The organism is Actinocrinis sp., from assembly GCF_035605935.1.
Classification (GTDB): Bacteria; Actinomycetota; Actinomycetes; order Streptomycetales; family Catenulisporaceae; genus Actinocrinis.
In genome coordinates this window covers 1-21,210 of sequence record NZ_DATNGK010000287.1, presented here as the reverse complement: position 1 = coordinate 21,210, position 21,210 = coordinate 1, and the positions used below count along the sequence as shown (strand labels likewise).

Below are 21,210 nucleotides of genomic sequence, written 5' to 3'. Positions count from 1 at the left end.
GTGATCGGCTACCGGGCTGAGCAGCGGGTCAGTGGTCGGTGGTGTTTAAGCGGTGGCTGAGATACGGCTGACTGCCGCGGGTCTCAGACCTCGCCCTTCACGACACACCAGACCACCTTGCCGCCGGTCGGCGGCAGGTAATAGCCCTGCTCCTCGCTCAGGTTCGCGATCAACATCAAGCCACGTCCGCGCTCGGTGTCGTTGAACTCGGTCTCGTCAAACGCCTCGTCGAATGCCGCCTCCCCAAGTGCGCCGTCGTTGAATGCCGCAGCGAGCGCGGCCGTGTTGAGAGTGTCTGTGTCGAATGTGTCGGTATCGAGTGGATCGGTACCCAATGAGCCGGTTTTGAACGACTCTGCGTGGAACACGCCCGCGTTGAACGGCTCTGCGTCGAAGGATGATGCCGTGCCGAACGACGCCGCGCCGAAGCCCTGCGGGCCGAACGTTTCTTCCGCACGCCGGGGCGGGAGGATCGCTGCGTCGAAGACCTCGATCAATACCCCGCCCGGCTCCTCGCGCAGGTTCAGGCAGAGCTGCCCGCCGCAGTGGGCACAGCGCGCCGGCGAACCGGTCGCGGTGGCGGCGGACAGGCCGTGTAGCAGGGCATTGGTAACCAGCTCGGAGATCAGCAGGCTGACGACGTCGGCGGTGTCCGGGTGCAAACCGCGCGCGGCGAGCAGTTCGACGGCGCGCCTGCGCGCCCAGCCCGCGGCTACGGGCACGGCGGGTAGCGGGACGTGGTCGCCCGGGCGGTCCGCCGTCGTGGTGGCCAGGCCGGCGGGCCTCGCGCCTGGTCCTGGACGGCGCGGGCGTAGCCAGGGATCGGCCGGTTCGAGCATTGTCATCGCCGCCCGGAGGCGGTGGGTCTGTACATCGCGATCGGCTCCACTAGTCCGGTATGCCGTCGCCGCCGGGAGTACGGTCCACACGGAGGTGGCCGCCCTTTTCGGACGGCTGGACCGTGATCTGGCGGCGACGACGGCAGGCTCCAGAACTATCGGAGGCGCGGGGGCATAGTCATCCGCCACATGGCGGAGATTGGCTCTTGCGCGTGCTGCCTGGTCGCGGCGGTTCCGGAACAGGCGGCGATATCCGCCAGGTGGCGGATGACTGGCCGGGACCGAGGGGCGAGTGTGGGAACCGCCGTCGCTACCGCGACAGTCCACCGGCCGCGACCACGGTTGGACCGCCGCGGTGGCGGCGGAGCAATTCGCACCACTGCACCACTGCACCACCGCACTACAGCACTACTGAACAAGCTGTGTTACCGCACGAAAATGCACCACTGCACCAAATCGCACAACCGCACAACTGCACCACCGTGCTACCGCACTATGCACGACAGCACTACCGCACAAACTGCACTACCGCACTCTCTGCACGTCGGTGGCGGCGGCCGAACTTCTGGCCGCCGCCACCGGGGCTTTTCGGCTATGGGTGGTAGCACTTGTTGGTGCTGGAGTTGTACAGCGCGGTCGTGTCGACGGGCTCGTTGCTCGGCGGGTTGACGATCACCGACGCCGAGTCCTGCGTCAGGTCGTCCTCGCAGCTGATCACCTTGCTGGAGTTACCGCCCTTGCCGCCGATCCACAGGTCGATGTGGTACTTGTGCGGGCCGCCGTCCGGGCCGTGGCCGGTCCAGTCCTGGTCGCACTCGACGCAGTCATCTTCCATGATGAAGTAGCGGTGCAGGTACGGGTAGTACACCTTGGTCCCGATGGGCAGCTCGGACTTGTCCGTGGCGTACGTGATCGGGTTCGAGTACGTGCCGGTGCCGCCGGCCGAGTTGTGGATGGTGTGGTTGCCGTCGCTCTTCGGGTAGGCGATCGCGTTCCCGGGCGGGGAGTTGTCCGGCCAGCCGTAGAGCGTGACCAGGAAGTTGCGCGTGGTGCTGGCCTGGGCGGCGGACGCGGAGGCGAACAGGCCGAACCCGGCCAGCGCGATCGCGAGCAGGCCGCCGATCAGCGCCGTCAGGCGCGTCTTGGTCAGTCGCATGGTGGGTATGTCTCTCCTCTTATTCGTGGGTCCTTGGGTTCCCTTCCAGCCGTGCGCCGCCGGTGTGGTCGCCTTGTGGGCGATTATTACAGTTAGTCAACTTTCCTAACTAGCGCCGGTAGAGTACGGCGGGGTGCGAGGAGGGTCAAGGGGTTCGGCGGAACTTGTCCGTCAGCGATTCAGCGCCGGGTGAACGGCTCGAAAGCGTGGCTGAACTGCCACGTGCTCTGCGCGATTCCGGAACAACTGTCGCTGCCGCCGGTGCCGACGCAGCCGCCGTTGTCCCGCTCCAGCGCCCAGAAGGAGAGTTCGGCGATGCCGATCGATCGCGCCCAGTGCTCGACCATCGCCGCGTCAGCGGTGGTGAAGATCTCCGGCGGGCCGTAGTCGTCGATGCCGAGCATCTCGGTGATGCCGAGCATGTGCCAGAGTTCTGTCTCGCTCTTGTGTGGGTAGACGGTGCGCAACTGCTCAATGACCGCCGTGGCCGCGGTGACCGTGTCCCGGGCCATTTCGTGCGGCGCGCCGTCATAGTAGTCGAACGTCATGATGTTGACGATGTCGATCCGGGCGTGGTTCGTGACCGCGTTCTGCAGAATGCTGATTCCGTCGGGAACGTCAAGGCCGGTCATGTTGGTGCCGATGGTGTACACGAACTGCACGGTGCGGCCGTGGCAGGCGGCCCACTGCTCGACGAGCCGGATCGCCTTGTTGCGGCGGTCGATTCCGGCCGGGTTGGTCTGCGAGTAGTCCTCGACGTCGAAGTCGAGCCGGGTGACGTTGTAGGTGGTGATGACCTTCTCGTAGTCGGCTGCGATCTTGGCTACGTCGGTGCAGCTGTCAGCGATCTCCTCGCCCGCGTGGTCGGCGCCGTACCCTCCGAAGGATGGGATCACGTCGCCGTGGGCGGCGCGCATCCGGGCGATCGCGTTGCCGTACGTCGACCAGGCGATTGGGGTCGCGACGTTACCGTTCCAGTCGATGTCGCACGAACCGGCGGCCGGGGTCTGGATGAAGGCGAGGGTCAGGTACTTCGCGCCGGACGCGGCCGAGAGCATCGCCGGGTCGTCGCTGGTGTAGCCCTCGAAGTAGGGCGCGAAGATGTGCTGAGGCAGCGGTTTCGCAGCGCCGGTCCGCAGCGCGGAGGACGCCGAGGCGGGGGAGTGCGCCGACGCGGACGCCGGGGTCGTCGCTCCCGTCGCGACGAGGGCGCAGGCCGCGAAGGCCGCACTGGTCCATCGAACTTTCGTCATCGCTCGCTCCTTCGCCGGTTTGGCAGCCGGCGCTTCGCCGTTAAGTTAGGAAAGTTGTCTAACTGACGGCGAAGATAGGGCGGCGCTTATGGCCCGTCAAGCAGGCGCGACTAACCGGTCGGCCTGAGGAGCTGGTCGAAGGCCCTAGAAGGCGCGGGGGTTGCCGCCGGGGCTGGCGCGGCGCAGTTCCGCACGCATCATGCGGCCGAGGCGGCGGGTTTCCCGGCGGTTGGCCAGCGCACCGGCGGCCGCGCCGCTCAGCAGCGGACCGAGCGAGAGCACACTGCGACCGGCCCGCCGCGCGAGCCGACGCGATAGCCGCCTGCGCAGCGCCGGACCCACCGCGAGCACCAGGTTTCCCGGCGCGAGCACCACCCCGCGCCGATCCGCCCAAGCTGCCGTGTACGCGGTCATCCGGTCCACTGCCGAGCCCGGTGCCCGCAGACCGTACACCTCATGTAGTTCGGCGATCAGCTTGATCTCGATCCCCGCGACCGCAAGGGTTTCGGCCGCCACCTCGACCGCGAACAGCGGCGCGATCGGCAGCAGCGCCCACACGCCCACGGCAGCGCCCACCGCGGCGCTGGCCTTTGTCGCGCCGTCGATCAGCGCGTCCGCCACCTGATCCGGGCCACGGCCGGGGAACTGCTTGCGCAGGGTCGCCAGGTCACGTACTGGCAGGCGCGGTGCCACGGCCAAGACCTCGTCGGCCATGCGCTGCCCGAAGGAGCGAATCCCATAGCCGCGACCTTGTCGCTGCCGGCGCAGAACGCCCGCCAACGTGGAGATCAGTCGACCGGAACGTTGCTGGGTCGGATCGCCGCGCACGATCTCGCCGACGATGGCGGCGATGTCACGGCCACTCTTCGGTGAGCCGGCGGCCGACGGCTCCACGTCCTCGGTTTCCTTGTCCGCGCCGTGTCGGTGTAGGTCCATGGGACCGCAGTACCCGCGTGAGCGAGCGGGACACGGTCGAATGACCGGGAGATGTGCGGATGCGTCGTGCGGATGAGCGGGATGCGGGCGCGGAGAAGGGGACGAGGCCCGGCGTACGGACGCGCGTGTCAGCAGTCGTGGTCGTGGGCGCGGGACTCGCGGTGGAGGATGCGTGCGGCTTGGCCGACGAGTCGTCGCGGGGAACGGCGGGCGCGCGAGACGGTGACGCAGTCCCGGCAGGCGGTCAGTGCCGGCGAGGCGAAGGCCAGGCAGCAGGTATCGCGCCACACGGTGTCGTCTTCACCGACCCCGGCCAATCCGGGCACGGGCAGCAGCGCGGTGAACCGGTTGGCGTCGGCGGCCGCGGTGACCGAGATGTCGGCGAAGGCATAGGCGAACGCCGCGGCGGCCTGGCCCCAAAGCGTGCGCTCGCCGATCTTCCTGGTCGCGGTCGTGTTTCGCATCAGCGGGACCAAGTGCTCTTCGATCAGGGTGCTGCGAAGAAAGTCAAGTTGCCGCTCCTCGTCGGGCAGCACCACCGCGCCGTCCGAGCGACGCGAGGCACTGGTGGGCAGCACGGCCGTGGTGGCGCGCCGCAGCCCGATCGAGATATACGGCTGGTTGGGCAGCAACTGGAACATGACGTTGTCCGCCGAAAGCAGCGGGATTTCACGAGCCATGGTCCAGGCCGCCGCCAACGGCTGCGCAAGGCGGTAGGTGTACGTCTTCCACGCCAGCGTGACGGCGGCATGCGGGGGAGCGGCCCAGAGCCGATATGGCAGCTCGAACAGCACATCCAGGCAAGCACCGCTGGTCAGCTCGGTGGCGGGGATCCAATTGCTCGGGTCGGTGACGATCAGTGGATTGACGATGAACTGCGGTCTGGTATCGCAGCTTAATGATTCGTCGGGGTATGGCGACTGGATCGGCATGGCCCGGTACACGCGCGCCGCGTCGGATTGGTTCAGTGCCGGCGTCCGGCCTCCGCGCACCGTAGAGCGTTCAACTTTTACGCCCGCGCGGTTGAACCGCAGCGCCGCGCGCATCGTGCGTGCCCTACACGAGTCACTTAGGCGAAGCCGCCTTCTTCGCCCTCGTACTCCTCCCGGAGGCACGTTGCCATCCACGCGCTACCGCGGCCGCCCCCACCAGGGCGCCGCGATCCTTGCCCTCAGTAACAGTCGCCTTGTCCTCCTAGACGCGATGCACGCGGAATCGGATGCAAGCGTTGCCTCGCAGGTCTGCGGCCAGGCGACGTCGGCACTCGGGCCCGCCGCCAAGCAGGAGCGGCCCGGCCTCAAGGAGGAAAGATGCTGACCGAGACCGCCCGCGCGGTCCGCCCGGCCGCGTCGCGAGCCTGTCTCGCCCGAAACGCTCCGCGCGCCGATCTCGGCGCCGGACCCGAGCCGTCGCTCGCGGCCGACGGCGCGACCATCGGCAATCTGTTGCGTTGCTGGGTGCGCGAGCAGGCGATCCCGGAACCCGCGGACCGGATACTGCGGCTGACGCTGGCGAACTCCGACGTGCGTATCGAGGTGCCGGTGACTTATTGGTCGCCGGTCGGCTGGCACCGCTTCGGTCCTGCCCGCCTGGTCGACACAGGGTACGTAGATACCGGGTTCGTCGACTCGGTGAATGCCGGTGACCGGTACGCCGACGACCAGCATTGGGGCCCGGGGGTGGATCCGGTGCACAAGCCGGTGGACCCGGCGACGCTCGCCGCCGTGCTCGCGCTCGAAGCGACCGGCGGCGACCAGCAGGACTTGGCCGCTCAGCTGGTCGGTCGGGTCGCCTACTCGGCGGCGAACACGGCGCGGTTTCTGGCCGAGCGGTGGAATCGGCCGGTCGATCCGGCCGGCACGACGATCTTCCTGTCCAGCGAGCAGGCGCTGATCACCGGCCACCCGCTGCATCCCGCGCCCAAGAGCCGCGACGATCTGAGCTCGGCGGAACTTGCGGCGTACTCGCCGGAGCTGCGCGGCCGGTTCCCGCTGCACTGGTTCGCCGTCTCGCCGCAGCTGGTGTCGAGCGACAGCGCGCGGTCCGCGTCCGCCGAGACCATCCTGGCCGCGATCGCCGGCGCCGACCTCGACGTTCCCGCCGGAATGGTGCCGATCCCGGCGCATCCGTGGCAGGCGGGCGTACTGCTCGGCAATCCCTCGATTCAGGCGCTGCTCGGCTCTGGACAGTTGCGCGATCTCGGCCCGGCTGGCCAGATGTGGCATCCGACCTCGTCCCTGCGGACCGTGTATCGCGCTGACAGCCCCCTGATGCTCACCCTCCCGCTCGCGCCGCGAACCAGCGGAGAATATCGGGAGGGCACGCGCGCGCAACTGCGCCGCGGCGTGGAGATGCACCGCATTCTCGAGGCCGGGCTCGGCGACGAAATGGCCGCCGCGCACCCCGGCTTCGATATCGTGCGCGACCAGGCCTGGCTCGCCGTCGATCTGCCCGACGCCGCTAACGCGAGCACCGGACTTGAGGTGACGCTGCGGGAAAACCCGTTCGGTCCCGGCGATCTGGTGCACTGCCTGGCCGGGCTGGTGGCCGAGCGTCCGGGCGCCGATCCGTCGATGCTCGCCTGTCTTATCAAGGGCTTGGCGGTCCGCTCGCGCCGGCGGGTGCACGAAGTGTCGCGTGAGTGGTTCGGCCGATACCTGGAGACCGTGGCGGAGCCGATTCTCTGGCTCTACGCCGAGCACGGCATCGCGCTGGACGCTCACCAGCGCAACACGCTCGTGGCCGTCAACGCTGGCGGCTGGCCGGTCGGCGGACGTTACCGCAGTGATCAGGGGGCTTACTTCGCCGCGTCGCGCGCGGAGCGGTTGTCGCGATGGGTGCCGCGCGCAGGGCAGGACAGCGAGGCGATCGTCGAGGACGCCGTCGCGGACGAACGGCTGGGGCATCAGCTCGGCGTCGAGAACCTCATGGGTCTGATCGGGGCATTCGGATCGCAGCGCCTGGCCGACGAAATGGTGCTCCTCGACGAGCTTCGCAGCTTCCTGACCCGCTTCGCGCGCCGCGCCGGGACGGTGCCGCAGCCGGTGACCACGCTGCTTGAGGCGGACACGCTGCGGTGCGCGGCGAACCTGCTGACCGCAATCGGCGGGAGCGGAGCCGAGGCAGGGAACGGGGCCGCCGGGTCGGCTGACCGATCCGTCTACATCGACATCCCGAACCCGCTGGCGCGCATCGGCGGGCGATGACCGAGTTCGAGCCGCTGCGATGACACCACGGGCGCGCGATCTCGCCGCTCAAGCAAAGCTGCTGATTGAAAGCAGGCAGGAGAGTTCGATGTCTTACTTCTTTGGGGGATGAGCCGTGTCCATGCCGACCTTCGCACCTGACGGCTCCTACCCGCCCGGCATGGCGCCGTCCGCGTCAGGGACGTCGTCGCCGCTCTACGACGAACTGTTGCGATCGAGCGGCGGCTGGCCGACGCTACCGCCGCAGAATCTGCAGCCCACCGCGACGCAGGTCATGCCGCCGATGCCGCAAGGCATGATGCCGCCGGGCGTCATGCCTATGGCCGGGATGATGCCGCCGAGTGCGCCGCCCATGCCGGGACCGCCCGGGTATCCCCCGCAGGCCGCACCGTCCTGGCCCGGCGCCCAGACCCAAACGGCGCCGCCGCAGCAGTCGATAAACCACTTGAGCCCGGCCACGCTCGCGCTGCTGCGCCGGCTGCCGCCCCCACCGCCCGAGCCGCGTTACTTCGGCCGCAACCGCTCGCCTTCCGACGAGCACCGGGACGTGACCGGCGGTTGGCTGCGCGCGGCGGTGTTCGGCGCGATGGACGGCGTGGTCACCAACGCCTCGCTGATCGCCGGCGCCACCGGAGCGCACGCCACGAATCACACGATCCTGCTGACCGGGCTGGCGGGTCTGGTCGCCGGCGCGTTCTCGATGGCCACCGGCGAGTACATCTCGGTCACCTCGCAGAACGAGGTCACCAGCGCGGAGATCGAGGCGGAGCGGCGTGAGCTGGAGCGCAATCCCGGCCGGGAACTGGCCGAACTGGCCGAGGTGTTCATGGGCAAGGGTCTGGAGCCCACCCTCGCGCTCGAGGTCGCCCGGCAGCTCTCTGATGATCCGGAGCAGGCGCTGACCGTGCACGCGCGCGAGGAACTGGGCATCGACCCCGATGACCTGCCCTCGCCGTGGACCGCGGCCAGCGCCTCGTTCGCGGCCTTCACCGTCGGCGCGCTGACGCCGCTGATTCCCTATCTGATCGGCGCGGCTTCGTTCAAGGTGTCGCTGATTCTGGCCAGCCTGTTCGCGTTCGGCGGCGGCGCGGTCGTCGCGAGGGCCGCCGAGCGGCCCGCCGGGATGGGTGGTTTCCGGCAGTTCGCGCTCGGTGCGCTGGCTACCGGCATGACCTTCCTGGTCGGGCATCTCGTGGGCGCACAAGTCCAATAGGCGCACACGTCATGCCGTTGTGCGCATTGGGACCACTGTGAGTGGGGTGGGGTAAGAACACCACGCGGCGCGATCCGAGTTTTTCTCGGATCGCGCCGCGTAGGTGTGCGGTCGGGTCGCGGGCTCGTCAGTGCACGAGGTTCAGTGCACGAGGTTTAGTGCACTAAATACCGGCCCACCATGCCGCCGGCCATGTGGTCGGTGACGTGGCAGTGGTAGAGCCAGTCGCCCGGATTGTCCTCGGTGTATTCCACCGTCAGCGTCGTGGACGGCCCGAGGATCTGCGCGTCCACGAACTGGCCGCTGCCGTCGCGCCAGCGGTGTCCGTGCACGTGGAAGACGTGGAACTCCTTGCCGAGGGCGGCGATCCGCCACCGCACCCGCTCGCCGACCCGGGCGGTGAACGTCGGGGTGTTGCCGAGATACGCCGCGCCGTTGAAGCAGTCATAGTCCTGAGAAAGCGAGGACACGTCGTCTTGGTAGAGATCGTGGAAGAAGAGCACGAATTCGCGGTCCACGGTGGGCGTGTGCCGGTCGGTTATGGCGACGATGCCGAGCAGTCCCAGTTCCGCGCCGAGCTCCATGCCCGGTCCCATCGAGCCCATGCCCTGCGCGGCCGAGTGGTCGTGGTAAGGCCAGGTGCCGACCGAGGATTCGACCGCGGTCCACGTGTACGTGTAGCTCTCGCCGACCATCACCGCTCGTCCCGGCAGCTTCGGCTGCGTCGCGATATAGGCGCCGTCGCTGGCCGGGGAGTATCTGAAGCCGTGCGTGTGCATGCTGTGCGGCCAGCCGTAATGCGTGTCGTTGTTCCGGAAGTGGACCACGACCGTGTCCCCGACCTCGGCGCGGATGGTCGGGCCGGGAATGCCGGTGTTCGGGCCGATCTGATCATCGCCGGGCAGCACCTGCTTCCAGCCGGGCGAGTAGGCGCGGTAGCCGATCGCCCAGAACGTCGAGTCGGCGGCCTTGAAGGTGCTTCCCATCATCAAGTCGCGGCCGGTGGGGACCAGGTTGTGCTGGAAGCTGTCGGCGGAGATCCAGTACTCGCGGGTGCGGCCCCGGTGCTGCGGCGCGGTCGCCGCGTCTGCCGCCGGGGTCGTGGCGAGAGCCGTGCCGGCCAGCGTCGTGGCGGCGCCGGCTGAGAACAGCGTGCGCCGGCTGAGCCTGAATCGGTCGGTGGTCATGGAGAACCCTCCAAAGCTGCATGGGTGCGTGGTGCCGCGGGGGGCGCACAGACGGAAGACAAGCGCCGAATCGCCCAGGCTCCTTGGTTTGGTTAGCCTTACCTAAATAAGCGCGGCGCTGCGCCGAGGTTAAGGGTGGCGCGTCGGCGGCGTCAAGGTTCGATCGTCGAGAAATTCAACCGGGCCAAGGATTGAACCGAACCTGTGACGCGGTCGTGTTCAGCCTTCGAAAGTCGGGCTGTACCAACGCGGTCCGGTCGGCTGGGCGTGCAGCTCAGCCGACCGGAGCATCGATTCACGCATCAGGAATCGATGACGCGCGCCCGAATTTCGGTCGCGATTTCGAGGTCTGCGAAAACCGCCGGAGAAATGCTCACCGGGAGGCTTGCGCGAAGTCGGATCGCAAGTAAGGTTAGGCTAACCTAACTGAGGCGACCGAGCCTCAGTCGGGAGTCTTTCCGCCCACCTTTGCCCTGGAGTAGCCGATGCGCCGCACCACCCTTCTGATCGCCGCCCCTCTCTCCGCAATAGCCCTCGCGGCCACGGCCAGTGGGTGCAGCACTCTGGGCGGCACCTCTGCGACGGCGGCTCAGGCCAGCGGTACCACCAATCTGGTGCTGTACAGCGGCCAGCATGAGCAGACCACCGCGCTGCTGGTGTCCGCCTTCGAAAAGCTGAACCCCACGATCAAGGTGACCGTCCGCAGCAATGACGAGGGCTCACTCGCCCAGCAGCTGCTGCAGGAGGGCTCGAAGTCCCCGGCTGACCTGTTCTTCGCGGAGAACTCGCCCGCGCTTGAGCAGGTGCAGGAAAAGGGCCTGCTGGCGAAAGCCCCGGCCGAAGCGCTCGCCGCGGTGCCGGCGCAGTATGACTCCCCGCAGAGCGACTGGGTCGGTATCACCGCCCGAGTGACCTGCCTGGTGGTGTCCAGCAGCGTGCCGGCCTCGCAGGTGCCGACCTCGGCGCTGTCGCTGGCTGATCCGAAGTGGAAGGGCAAGCTCGCCTTCGCGGGCAGCGAGACCGACCTGCAGCCGATGATCACCGCGCTGGCCGGGAAGTACGGCACCAAGGCGGCGACGGACTGGCTCAATGGACTCAAGGCCAACGCGGCGGCGCATCTGCTGCCTGACAACGAGACGGTCACCAAGGACGTCGACTCCGGCCAAGTGCAGATCGGCGTCGTCGACAACTACTACTGGTACCGGCAGGCGGTCGATGACGGCGGCTTCGACAAGGCGCACTCGCGCATCGGCTACTTCGCGGCCGGCGACCCCGGTTACGTGCTGAGCGTCTCCGGCATCGCGACGCTGGCCTCCAGCAAGCACAAGGACGCGGCCGCCTCGTTCATCAAGTTCCTGGCCTCGCCCCCGGCGCAGAAGATCATCGCCGACTCGGACAGCTTCGAGTACCCGCTGCTGCCTGGTAGCGCCGCCAACGCCGCCATGCCGGCGCTCTCCACGCTCAAGCCGGGCACGATCGCGATCGACCAGCTCGGTGATGGTTCGACCGCCGTCTCGCTGCTCCAGCAGGCGCAACTGCTGTGAGCGCCCCGACGATGCAGGAGGGCGCCCTCGCGGCGCCCTCCTCCCCCTCCCTGACTCAGCCTTCTGCCGCTGACGTCGCCGCACTGGTCGCCGCGCGCGGGGCCCGCCGCCCGCCGGTATTGATCGGCCTGTCGCTCGCCGCGACCGCGCTGGTGCTGCTGCCCATGGCCTTCCTGGTCTACGAGGCCGCGCAATCCGGTTGGGCTCCGCTGCAACACCTGCTGTTCCGGTCGCTGACCGCGCATCTACTGGCGAACACGGTCGAACTCGCGATCTGCGTCACCACGCTGTGCGCGATCATCGGCACCGCGGCGGCCTATGCGACCGAGCGCACCGATCTGCCGTTGCGGCGGATGTGGTCGGCGCTGATCGTGATCCCGCTGGCGATCCCGGACTTCATCGTCGGATACACCTGGTCCTCGCTGTGGCCCTCGCTGCACGGGCTGACCGGCGCGGTGCTGGTGATGACGCTCAGTCTCAACCCCCTGGTTTACCTGCCGGTGAAGGCGGCGCTGCGCGGAGCCGATCCGGGTCTGGAAGAGGCCGCGCGTTCGCTGGGCCTGAGCCCGTTGGCGACGTTCCGCCGGGTGACCCTGCATCAGATCCGGCCCGCGCTCATCGGCGGCAGCCTGGTGGTGTGCCTCGCGCTGCTGGGCGAGTTCGGTGCCTTCGAGATCCTGCGCTTCCAGACCTTCACCACCACGATCTTCACCGAGTTCACCGTGGCCTTCTCCACCTCCGCGGCCAGCGCGCTGGCGATGGTGCTGGTGCTGCTCGGCCTCGGCGTGCTGGTCGCCAGGCACTTCGCCGCCGGGCGGCACGGCCGGGTCTCCCGAGCGGGCGGCGGCGCGCGCCGTCCCCCGATCCGTCACCGGCTCGGCCTGCGGGTCATCCCGGTGACCGCAGGTTGCCTGGCGCTGACCGGGCTCTCGCTCGGTGTGCCGATCTCGACGCTGGGCTACTGGATGACCCGCAATCAGCCGACCACGCTGCCCGCGGTCGCCCCGGTGCCGACCGCCGCCGAGACTACGGTGCTGTACGCGGTGCTCGCGGCCGCCGGGGCGATCATGCTGGCGCTGCCCGTCGCCCTGCTGGTCGAGCGACACCCGGGTCCGTTCTCCAAGGTGCTGGAATCGTTCACGCTCAGCGTGCAGGGCCTGCCGGGTCTGGTGATCGCGATGGCGCTGATCTTCTTCGCGGTGCGGTTCGCCTTCCCGCTGTATCAGAGCCCGATCCTGATGGTCGCGGCGTACTCGGTGCTGTTCTGCCCGCTCGCCCTGGTCTCGGTGCGCGCCTCCCTGGCGCACGCCCCGGCCCGGCTCGAGGAGACCGCGCGCTCGCTGGGCAAGCGGCCGCTCGCCGCGCTGGTGCGGGTGACCCTGCCGCTGATCGCGCCGGGACTGGCGGCCGGGTTCTGCCTGGTGTTCCTGTCCGTGGTCACCGAGCTGACCGCGACCCTGCTTCTGCTGCCCTCCGGGGTCAAGACGCTGGCCGCTCAGTTCTGGGCGTTCCAGAACGACCAGTCGTACGCCGCAGCGGCCCCCTACGCGACGGCGATCGTGGCCATCGCGGTCGTGCCCGGCTATCTGCTGGGTGTGTGGTTCGACAAGAAACGAGGAGCCTGAGAGCCATGACGCAGATCGCTGACCTCCCCAAGGGTTCATCACAGCGCGGTCCGAAACAGGGCGGCGCGTCAAAACGCGACATCGTGACGCGCTCACCGCTTCGGGTGTCGTCCGTGACCGAATCCACCAGCGCGATCGGGACCGTGGCGGCGTCCGCCGCAGCCCCCGCGGCGTCCGAAGCCGAGGCCCCGGCTTCGCTCGTGCGTATCAGTGGTCTGCATAAGTCTTACGGCGTGACGCCGGTACTGCGCGGCGTGGACCTGACCATCCACACCGGGGCGCTGACCGCGGTGCTCGGACCGTCCGGCAGTGGCAAGACCACGATGCTGCGCCTGCTGGCCGGATTCGAGCGCGCCGACCGCGGCCGGATCGAACTCGGTGACCGGACCGTGGATAACGCACGCAACGCGGTGCCGCCGGAGAAGCGGCGCATCGGCTATGTACCGCAGGATGGCGCGCTCTTCCCGCATCTGACGGTGCGTGACAACGTCGGATTCGGTCTTCCGCGAGCGCTACGTAAGTCCGGCCGCATCGAGGAACTTCTCGAGCTGACCGACCTAGCCGGCATGGCCGGCCGTTATCCGCACCAGCTCTCCGGCGGCCAGCAGCAGCGCGTCGCCCTGGCTCGTGCCCTCGCGCCGCGCCCTGATCTGGTGCTGCTCGACGAGCCCTTCTCCGCCCTGGACGCTGCGCTGCGTGCGACGGTCCGCGCCGAGGTCCTGTCGATCTTGCGCGCCACCGCGTGTACCGCGGTCCTGGTCACCCACGACCAGGACGAGGCACTGTCCATGGCCGACCGCATCGCGGTCCTGCGCGAGGGCCGGGTCGTGCAGCACGGCACCGCCCGCGAGTTGTACGACACACCCGCGGACCCGCAGCTCGCGTGTTTCCTCGGCGAAGCCAACCTGCTCGACGCGACGCTCACTCCGCGCGGCGCCGACCTTGGACCGCTCGGCCTACTGGCGGTGCTGCCCGAATGCGGCGCCGGATGCGGCGAGAGCGGGAGCGACAAGGGCGGCGCGACCGCGCTGATCCGCCCCGAACAGTTCGCGGTCGACGTGTGCGACGACAAGGCCGCCGCCGACTCGGCCCGCGCCGGCATCCCGGGCCTCGTGGAGCGGTGCGACTACTACGGCCACGACACGATGCTCACCGTGCGGCCGCAGGGCAAGTCGGCCGACAATGTGCGCCCGCTGCCGGAGAAACTGCTCGTCCGGCTGCCCGCCGGCGGACAGCTCTCGGCAGGCACGCTCGTCAAGCTCACCGTGCGCAGCCCGATCGCGGTCTGGCGCGCGCAGGAGGTTCCCGCCGCCGCGTGAGAGCGCTGGCAGCGAGGAGGCAGCGGCGACGGCACAGCGGACGGCGATCCGGCCCGGTCGCGTACCCAGCGAAGCGCGCCCGGGGCACCGGAGAGCACCGAGCTGTGTCCGTCGCCAGTCTGCCTGCCTAGGCGCTAGGTTGATGGGCTGACGGTCTGCGTTGGACAGCCGGCGAGCGAGCTGGAGGCGGCTGATGGCTGATGGTGGCGTGCACTTCGACCCAGAGGTGACGGTGCCCAACCCGGCGCGGGTGTACGACTATTGGCTCGGTGGCTCCTCGAACTTCGCGGTGGACCGGGAGCTGGGCGACCGGATGATCGCCATCGACTCGCGCGTGGTGCCGATGGTGCGGGAGAACCGGCATTTTCTGCGCCGCGTGGTGACCTGGCTGTGCCGCAACGGCGTAACCCAGTTCCTCGATCTTGGCTCCGGAATTCCGACCGTGGGCAATGTGCACGAGGTAGCCGCCCGGGTCACGCCGGAGGCAAAGGTCGCCTATGTCGATAGTGAGCCAGTCGCGGTCGCGTACAGCGCACGCATTCTCGAGGGCAACCAGAACGCGACGATAACGCACGCCGATCTGCGCGACGCCGAGACTGTGCTGTCCGCGCCGACGGTCGCCGGGCTGCTGGATTTCAGCCGGCCGGTCGCGGTGCTGGCGCTCTCGGTGTTGCAGTACTTCGGCGACCTCGAGAATCCGGCCGCGATGCTGGACCGCTATCGCAAAGTGCTGGTTCCTGGCTCGTATTTCGCGATTTCGCATATCAGCGCGGACGACTCAGACGTCGACATGGACGGGCTCGCCGACGCGACGAAGCAGGCCACTGTCAGCGCGCATCCACGCACCCGAGCCGAGGTGACCGCGTTGTTCGGCGACGCCCAGTTGGTACCGCCCGGGCTGGTGTGGGTCGGTGGCTGGCATGCGGAACCCGGTTCGGCCGAACCGGTGCCGGGCATCCTCGGCGGCCTCGGCCGGGTGGGTTGACTGACGTCGATGTAGATCGGCAGAACATTGACAACCAGCAGGGCCGCGCCGCGCGGACGCTTGCATGCGCCCGCGCGGCGTAGCCCAGCGCTTTTAGCCGCCGAGACGGAACTGTTGTGCCGCCGAGCCGTTGCAGTCGTAGATCTGAAGCAGGTCGCCGGAACCCTCGTTGTTGTTCGGATCGTCGAGGCAGCGTCCTGATTGCGGATTGAGCAGCGCGCCGTTGGACTGGCTCACCCAGGTCTGCGATCCGGTGCCGTTGCAGTCGAACAGGTCGACCTGCGTTCCATTCGCCGTGGCGCCATTGCGCACATCGAGGCATTTGCCGAACACGCGGATTGTGCTGTCGCCGGGCGCATACCAGCGTTGCGCATCACTCTGGTTACAGGTGTAGAGCTGCACGGCGGTCGCGTACGACGGATCGGCGCCGGCCACGTCCGCGCACAGCCCGCCGGGGCCGTTGATCGGGCCGGGAGGCAGCTTCCAGGCCTGCGCCGCAGAGCCATTGCAGTCGTAAAGCTGCAACTGGACCGCGCCCGGTGTGGTGTTCCCGTTCGGAACGTCGAGGCAGCGTCCTGATTGTGGATTGAGCAGCGCGCCGTTCGTGCTGGCGATCCAGGTCTGGGAGGCGGTGCCGTTGCAGTCGTAGAGCTGCACGAGCGTCCCATTCGCCGTGCCGCCATTGGCGGCGTCGAGGCATTTGCCGAGTACCTGCACGCTATTCGCAGCCGTATACGTGGTCTGCTGTGAGCCGCTGTGGTTGCAGCCATAGAGCTGGAGCGGTGTGCCGTTCGCCGTTGCCTCGCCGCGCACATCGAGGCAAAGACCGCCATCGCCGATGACCTCTCCGCCGGGCGGATTCGCGGTCGCGCTGCCGGTCAACGCGATCGTGTGCGCCGAACTGACCGGAAGCGCCGCGGTGACGACGGTCGTCACGCGCTGATTCGGGTTGTAGGACCACGCGGTCTCCGGGACTTGCACGCCATCGACGAACACCGCCGTCGGCGCGGTCGCGTTCGACAGCCGCAGGGTGTAGGACCGCTGTGTCGCGGCGCCGCTGAAGCTACCGTTGTCCGCTCCGATGGTGAGCGTCCGGGAGGCGTCGCTCCACGAGATCGACGTGGTCGTCGATTGTCCGCTCTGGTAGCCGCTACCTTCGCCGGCGTCTTGGTAGAGCGGGAGTGAGCCGTCCGCGCCCGCCGCGACCGAGAGCGTGAGTTGAGTCAGCGGTTTCTGCGCGGCGTCCTGGACGTAGTCGGTGCGCGCCGGCATGATTCCGCCGCTCTTGATCAGGACCGGCATCGCGGAAAGCGGATCGGTGATCGTGACCGTGGCCGGCCCGGTGTAGCTGGTGCCGGTGAAGTAGTCGGTCCAAGTACCCGGCGGGATCCACGCGTTGACCGAGCCGTTGCCGTTGGCGTCACTCGGCGAGGTGATCGGAGCGACGAGGACGTTATCGCCGTACAGGTATTCCTGGTTATAGGTGTAGGCCTCGCTGCTGCCCGGATAGTCGAGATACAGGGGCCTGATGATCGGTACGCCGGTCGCATGCGCCTGCTCGGCCAGCGTGTACGTGTACGGAACCAGTGCCTCGCGTAGGCGCAGGAACCGCTCGGCGCTCGCGTCAGCGGCCGCGCCGTAGTTCCAGGGCAGTCGGTCGCCGTGGTCGGAGTGCAGCCGATCGATCGGCTGGAAGGTGCCGAGCTGCACCCAGCGCGCGTACATGTCGTCGGCCAGGTGGTTGCCGTGGAAGCTGCCGATGTCGTTGCTCACGTTGGAGATTCCGGCCGCGGCCTCATCGCCGGCGAAGTGCGCTTCGAGCGACATCATCGCCCAGGTGGCCTCGGTGTCGCCGGTGAACTGCATCGTGTTGCGCCGCTCGGACCACGGTCCCAGCGCGTATGTGCCCAAGTCCCCGGCCTGTTCTGAGGAGCCGATGCGGCCGAAGGAGAATCCGCGCAGCCCGCGGGCCGAGCCGTCCTGCGCGTAGGCCTGGTTGATGAAGTTGTCCGGCGCGACGTGCAGATCGCTCGCGGTCGAGTTGCCGCAGCCGCCGCAGTAGTCAAGCCACCATTCGCGCACGCCCTGTTGCTCAAACGGCTTGTGCAGGTTGAAATAGGCGGCCAGTTGGTTCGGGTTCGACCAGTCGAACTCGTAGTCGCCGGAGCGCGAGGGATCGGGGGACAGGCCGCCGGCGGTGGAGTTCGCGGCGGGGAACTGCGGGTCGTTGCCGGCGATGCCCACGTGGATGTTGAGCGAGGTCTCGAGGCCCTGCTGCCGCGTCCAGGCCATGAAGGCGTTCGGATCCGGGAACAGGGCACTGTTCCAGTTCCAACCGTCCCACTGCGACGGTGACTTCCAGTCGGTGTCGACGACCAGCCAATCGAGCGGAGTGAAGGTGCTGCGGAAGGTGGGCAGCACAGTGTTCTCGTAGTCGGCCGCGGTGTAGGCGTAGTAGCGGGAATACCAGATTCCGTAAGCGGATTCAGGCAGCAGATTCGCGCCGCCGGTCAGCGCATTGAGATTGGAGAGACCTTGTTTGAAGTTCGTGCCGTAACCGAAGAAGTAGCCGTCCTCGTACGGCTGGGTGCCGTGGGAGGGCCGGTCGGTGACGGTGCCGTTCGTGTTCAGCAGCGCCGAGCGCGAGTCGTCGAGCAGGTACCAGCCGTCGCGGTCCAGGATGCCCGGATGCTCAAGAGATGTCGCAGGGCTTTGATTATCTAGGGAGCTGGCCCAGCCGCCGAGTGTGTCCTTCGGTCCCGCACCGTACGCGGTGGTCAGCAGCGAACTGGAGGCTCCCGGCGGCGGATAAGCGGCGCCCGAGATCGTGACGGCGAGGCTGTCGAGGTTGACGTTGCCGCTGTCGGACGGATTCTGCACGATGCCGACCGCGTTCACGCCAGCCTTGAGGCTGACCGGCACGGATACCGTTGACCAGGTGTCCCAGGACGCTGTGATCGGAAGGGTGAGTGTCGGGCCGGGAATTCCGTTGATGGTCGTCGATAGGGTGCGCGTGGTGTCCTGTCCATCGCCTCCGGTCGCGTTGGCATATCGAACGCTGAGTTGGTAGGTGCCGGAGGAGGGAACGGCCGAGACATCCTGCTGAATCCCGCTGTGCGCCTGGTTGAATCCGGCTACGAAGCCGGAGCCGGTGTAGCCGCTGTGGTCGTACGCAGTCGATGCGCCCCAGCTGAGCAGGCTGTTTTCCGCCTCGCAGGCGGTCCCGTAGGCACAGTAGGAGGGGAAGGACGGCGCGGCAGTGGCGTTCGTCCCCGAAACGGCGATCGAGGTGTTCGCCGCGGTGAATGGACCGCTGCCCTCCCGGTAGCGAAGAGTGAGCGAGCCGGTATCGATCTCCCGGTAGCCGCCGCTGACCGAGGTTGTGAACGGCACAGCGACGAACGAGCGGTTCACCGCATTGAACGTCGCAGCGTCCTGAAACTTGCCGTCCCCGGCGTATTCGAGCCGGATCAAGGTCGGAGTGAGCACTTCGAAGCGGGCGTTGCCATCGGTGACGGCGGTCGAAGCGGCGGTTGCGCGAGCGGATTTGGCGATCGCCGCAGGAGAGGAAGTGACGACTGCGGTGCCGAGGAGGGCGACCAGCGCGGCCGCTGCGGTCAGCCTGCGGGACGAGGTAGCAGAGGTGGTGCGTGGCGAGTGTGGGTACATGCCTGCTCCACAATGAGGCGCGAAAGGCGACAACGTTGTCAGTTTGCTGTTTAGCAGACACCAAGCGACCGAACAAGGCTGGTCAGGCCAGGGCCAATAGCAACAAATGCCCGCCCAATTTCCCCCAGCATGAACAAAATCAGGAAGGGGCGTCCGTAGCTCAAACGGCACGCGTGAGCGCAGGTGCCGTGCGGCGAAGGCGACCGCAACGGCGCCGACCGCGACCCAGCTCTCATCAGCGCCGATGGACCGCACGATCGGGAGTTTGTCGCCTGGCCGAAATCAGACCCTTGGCCCCAGCAAAACACCGCGAGAAGCGCCAATTCGCGCCGCCGCCTTCTCGAACCCTGAGCTGCGGCGGAGCGGATTAGTCGCGCGGCGTCTCGCTGCGATAGGAGTGACCGAGCTGCGGCCCGAGGCCGAAGTAGTGGCGGAAGTTGTAGATCAGCGGGCTCCATCGCTGCGGATCGATGTGCTGCGTCCCGGGGACCACGATGCGCGGGTCGGCGTGCACCATCCGCACAACCGCCTCGACGATGACGAATGCTCCGGAGACGTCCGGCCCGATCCGGGCAGCGCTGGCCTCCAACTGCAGCGGGCACTGCGCGACGCGCGGCGGTCGCACCGTACGCGAGGGCTCGGGGCGAAGTGCGGCCGCGCCGAACTTGTCCGGCTCGAAGCGGCAGCCCGCGTGCTTCGACGCGGGGACCGGGTCGCGGCCGGTCAGCGGGGCCAGCCGCTCCACCTCGCGCCATTGCGCCGGAGCTGGAAGGTTGATCACGAGTTCGGGCCGCGCAGCCAGATTGCGCGCGCTCTGCCCGTCGCGGCCGAGGCCGAGCACGATCGTCTGGCCGAGCGCCCAAGCGGAGGACATCGGCGCGAGGTTCGCCGAGCCGTCCTCGTTCTCGGTGGAGAGCAGGACCACCGGCGTACCGAAGTACAGGATGCTCGGCGTGATCGTGACATGCTCGGCCGCCACATCCGACCTGATAGCAGCAGTAGTTGGCGCGGTGATCGGTGCATTCATGATTGTGAGCGTAGGCAGCGGATAGTTCGGCACTGGCCGAAGTGTGCGGGACCACAATGGAAGGTATGAACGCCAAGTTCGTGCACGTGACCACCGGCGCCAGCGCCAACCCGGATCTCGCCCTGGTAGCCAGGCTCATCGGCGACGACACGCGCGCCACGTTCTGCCTGGCGCTGCTCGACGGCCGGGCGTGGACCGCGACGGAACTCGCGCGGCATGCGGGGGTCGCGGCGTCGACGGCGACCGAACATCTCAACGCGCTCGTCGCCGGGAACCTGTTCGCCGAGGAGCGCCAAGGCCGACACCGCTATGTGCGGCTGGCCAACCAGCAGGTCGCCGAGCTGATTGAGAACCTTGCCGCGATCGCGCCGGAACGCGCGGCGCCGGTCAGTTCTCTGTCGGCGGCGAATCGGCGCAACGCGCTCGCGCACGCCCGCACCTGCTACGACCACCTCGCCGGAGTCGTCGGCGTGGCGATCACGGAGGCGATGAGCGAGCGCGGGCTGCTGGACTGGGGGCGTGGGCTCAGACTCACCGGCGCTGGCGCGGCGTGGCTCGCCGACCTGGGCATCGAGGTGCAGGCGAATTCCCGCCGCCCGGCGGTGCGCGCCTGCCTCGACTGGACGGAGCGTCGTCCGCATCTGGCCGGGGTGGTCGGCGCCGCAATGTGTCACCACGCGTTCGAACATGGCTGGATCAGCCGCGTCGGCTCCACGCGCGCGGTGACCATCACCGACGCCGGTCGCAAAGTGTTGTCGAGCGGACTCGGCCTGCCGGAGGAGATCCTGACGCGGCGTCATTCCTGATCCAGGACAGAGCCCGGTCGACCGTTGTCCGTTTGAGCGGGACAGATCTCGACTCGACACGTGTCCGTTTCAGCGGGACAGGTCCCGGCCCAGCACGTGTCCGTTTGAGTGGGACAGGTCCCGGCTCAACACTTGTCCGTTTCAGCGGGACAACCTGCCTCGACACATCGAGTGCTTACATGCCGCCTGACCGTCCTGCGTGCGAGTGCCGTCGCGCGCAGGACGGTCGTTCGTGCGGTGCTGACTCAGCCCAGCTCAGCCGCCGAAGTCCTCGGCGACTTCACGCACATGGGCGTCCGAGCTCTTCGCTGCCGACTGGATCAGCGCAGCCAGCGCGGCGTCGAGGCCAAGGAAGGCGAGCAGTTCCGCCATCCTGCGGTGCGCGTCGTCGTCCGGCGTCTTGCGCAACTGGACCTGGACGGCCGCCGGGACGGACTTCCGGGCG

General features: G+C 68.2%; 16 protein-coding genes. 7 read left to right on the top strand and 9 right to left on the bottom strand.

What is annotated here, in order from left to right:
- Window positions 1-83: 83 nt before the first annotated feature.
- The 5 genes from VN779_RS23075 to VN779_RS23055 all read right to left on the bottom strand — a co-directional run bounded on the left by VN779_RS23075 (window position 84) and on the right by VN779_RS23055 (window position 5,128).
- Window positions 84-662, bottom strand: coding sequence for a hypothetical protein (locus VN779_RS23075; RefSeq protein WP_325726804.1), 579 nt, complete (start codon window positions 660-662; stop codon window positions 84-86).
- A 769-nt stretch (window positions 663-1,431) separates the two neighbouring features.
- The gene (locus VN779_RS23070) at window positions 1,432-1,995 is read right to left on the bottom strand and encodes a hypothetical protein (protein ID WP_325726802.1); all 564 of its coding nucleotides are present in this window, start codon (window positions 1,993-1,995) and stop codon (window positions 1,432-1,434) included.
- Between the two features lie 179 nt (window positions 1,996-2,174).
- On the bottom strand, window positions 2,175-3,248 hold the full coding sequence (locus VN779_RS23065) for a chitinase (RefSeq protein WP_325726800.1): 1,074 nt from the start codon (window positions 3,246-3,248) through the stop codon (window positions 2,175-2,177).
- Window positions 3,249-3,392: 144 nt separating this feature from the next.
- On the bottom strand, window positions 3,393-4,184 hold the full coding sequence (locus VN779_RS23060; protein WP_325726798.1) for a hypothetical protein: 792 nt from the start codon (window positions 4,182-4,184) through the stop codon (window positions 3,393-3,395).
- 128 nt (window positions 4,185-4,312) lie between these two features.
- Window positions 4,313-5,128 (bottom strand): IucA/IucC family C-terminal-domain containing protein, encoded by an 816-nt coding sequence (locus VN779_RS23055; protein ID WP_325726796.1) that lies wholly within the window; start codon window positions 5,126-5,128, stop codon window positions 4,313-4,315.
- Window positions 5,129-5,494: 366 nt separating this feature from the next.
- Between VN779_RS23055 and VN779_RS23050 the strand changes: the two genes are divergently transcribed.
- Window positions 5,495-7,390 (top strand): IucA/IucC family protein, encoded by a 1,896-nt coding sequence (locus tag VN779_RS23050; RefSeq protein WP_325726794.1) that lies wholly within the window; start codon window positions 5,495-5,497, stop codon window positions 7,388-7,390.
- Window positions 7,391-7,742: 352 nt separating this feature from the next.
- Window positions 7,743-8,603: a VIT1/CCC1 transporter family protein gene (locus VN779_RS23045; RefSeq protein WP_414639743.1), complete on the top strand. Its 861-nt coding sequence runs from the start codon at window positions 7,743-7,745 to the stop codon at window positions 8,601-8,603.
- 155 nt (window positions 8,604-8,758) lie between these two features.
- Here the strand turns inward: VN779_RS23045 and VN779_RS23040 are convergent, their stop codons facing one another.
- Window positions 8,759-9,790 (bottom strand): multicopper oxidase domain-containing protein, encoded by a 1,032-nt coding sequence (locus VN779_RS23040; RefSeq protein WP_325726790.1) that lies wholly within the window; start codon window positions 9,788-9,790, stop codon window positions 8,759-8,761.
- Between the two features lie 485 nt (window positions 9,791-10,275).
- Between VN779_RS23040 and VN779_RS23035 the strand changes: the two genes are divergently transcribed.
- The 4 genes from VN779_RS23035 (at window position 10,276) to VN779_RS23020 (ending at window position 15,263) form a co-directional block, all read left to right on the top strand.
- Window positions 10,276-11,334 (top strand): extracellular solute-binding protein, encoded by a 1,059-nt coding sequence (locus VN779_RS23035; protein WP_325726788.1) that lies wholly within the window; start codon window positions 10,276-10,278, stop codon window positions 11,332-11,334.
- On the top strand, window positions 11,331-12,959 hold the full coding sequence (locus VN779_RS23030; RefSeq protein WP_325726786.1) for an iron ABC transporter permease: 1,629 nt from the start codon (window positions 11,331-11,333) through the stop codon (window positions 12,957-12,959). Before VN779_RS23035 ends, VN779_RS23030 begins: the two co-directional genes overlap by 4 nt.
- Window positions 12,960-13,072: 113 nt before the next feature.
- Window positions 13,073-14,278 (top strand): ABC transporter ATP-binding protein, encoded by a 1,206-nt coding sequence (locus VN779_RS23025; RefSeq protein ID WP_325726784.1) that lies wholly within the window; start codon window positions 13,073-13,075, stop codon window positions 14,276-14,278.
- A gap of 193 nt (window positions 14,279-14,471) precedes the next feature.
- A complete protein-coding gene (locus tag VN779_RS23020; RefSeq protein WP_325726782.1) occupies window positions 14,472-15,263 on the top strand; it encodes an SAM-dependent methyltransferase in 792 nt (263 codons plus the stop codon).
- Window positions 15,264-15,356: 93 nt separating this feature from the next.
- On the opposite strand, the gene VN779_RS23015 is transcribed toward VN779_RS23020, so the two are convergent.
- Together VN779_RS23015 and VN779_RS23010 are read right to left on the bottom strand one after the other, a co-directional pair.
- A complete protein-coding gene (locus tag VN779_RS23015) occupies window positions 15,357-18,932 on the bottom strand; it encodes a ricin-type beta-trefoil lectin domain protein (RefSeq protein ID WP_325726780.1) in 3,576 nt (1,191 codons plus the stop codon).
- A gap of 367 nt (window positions 18,933-19,299) precedes the next feature.
- On the bottom strand, window positions 19,300-19,959 hold the full coding sequence (locus tag VN779_RS23010; protein ID WP_325726778.1) for a flavin reductase family protein: 660 nt from the start codon (window positions 19,957-19,959) through the stop codon (window positions 19,300-19,302).
- A 65-nt stretch (window positions 19,960-20,024) separates the two neighbouring features.
- On the opposite strand from VN779_RS23010, the gene VN779_RS23005 reads away from it, so the two are divergent.
- Window positions 20,025-20,765, top strand: a complete 741-nt coding sequence (locus tag VN779_RS23005) for an ArsR/SmtB family transcription factor (RefSeq protein ID WP_325726776.1) — start codon at window positions 20,025-20,027, stop codon at window positions 20,763-20,765.
- A gap of 255 nt (window positions 20,766-21,020) precedes the next feature.
- Here the strand turns inward: VN779_RS23005 and VN779_RS23000 are convergent.
- Window positions 21,021-21,210 (bottom strand): hypothetical protein (locus VN779_RS23000; protein ID WP_325726775.1); only part of this gene is annotated, 190 nt, incomplete at its 5' end.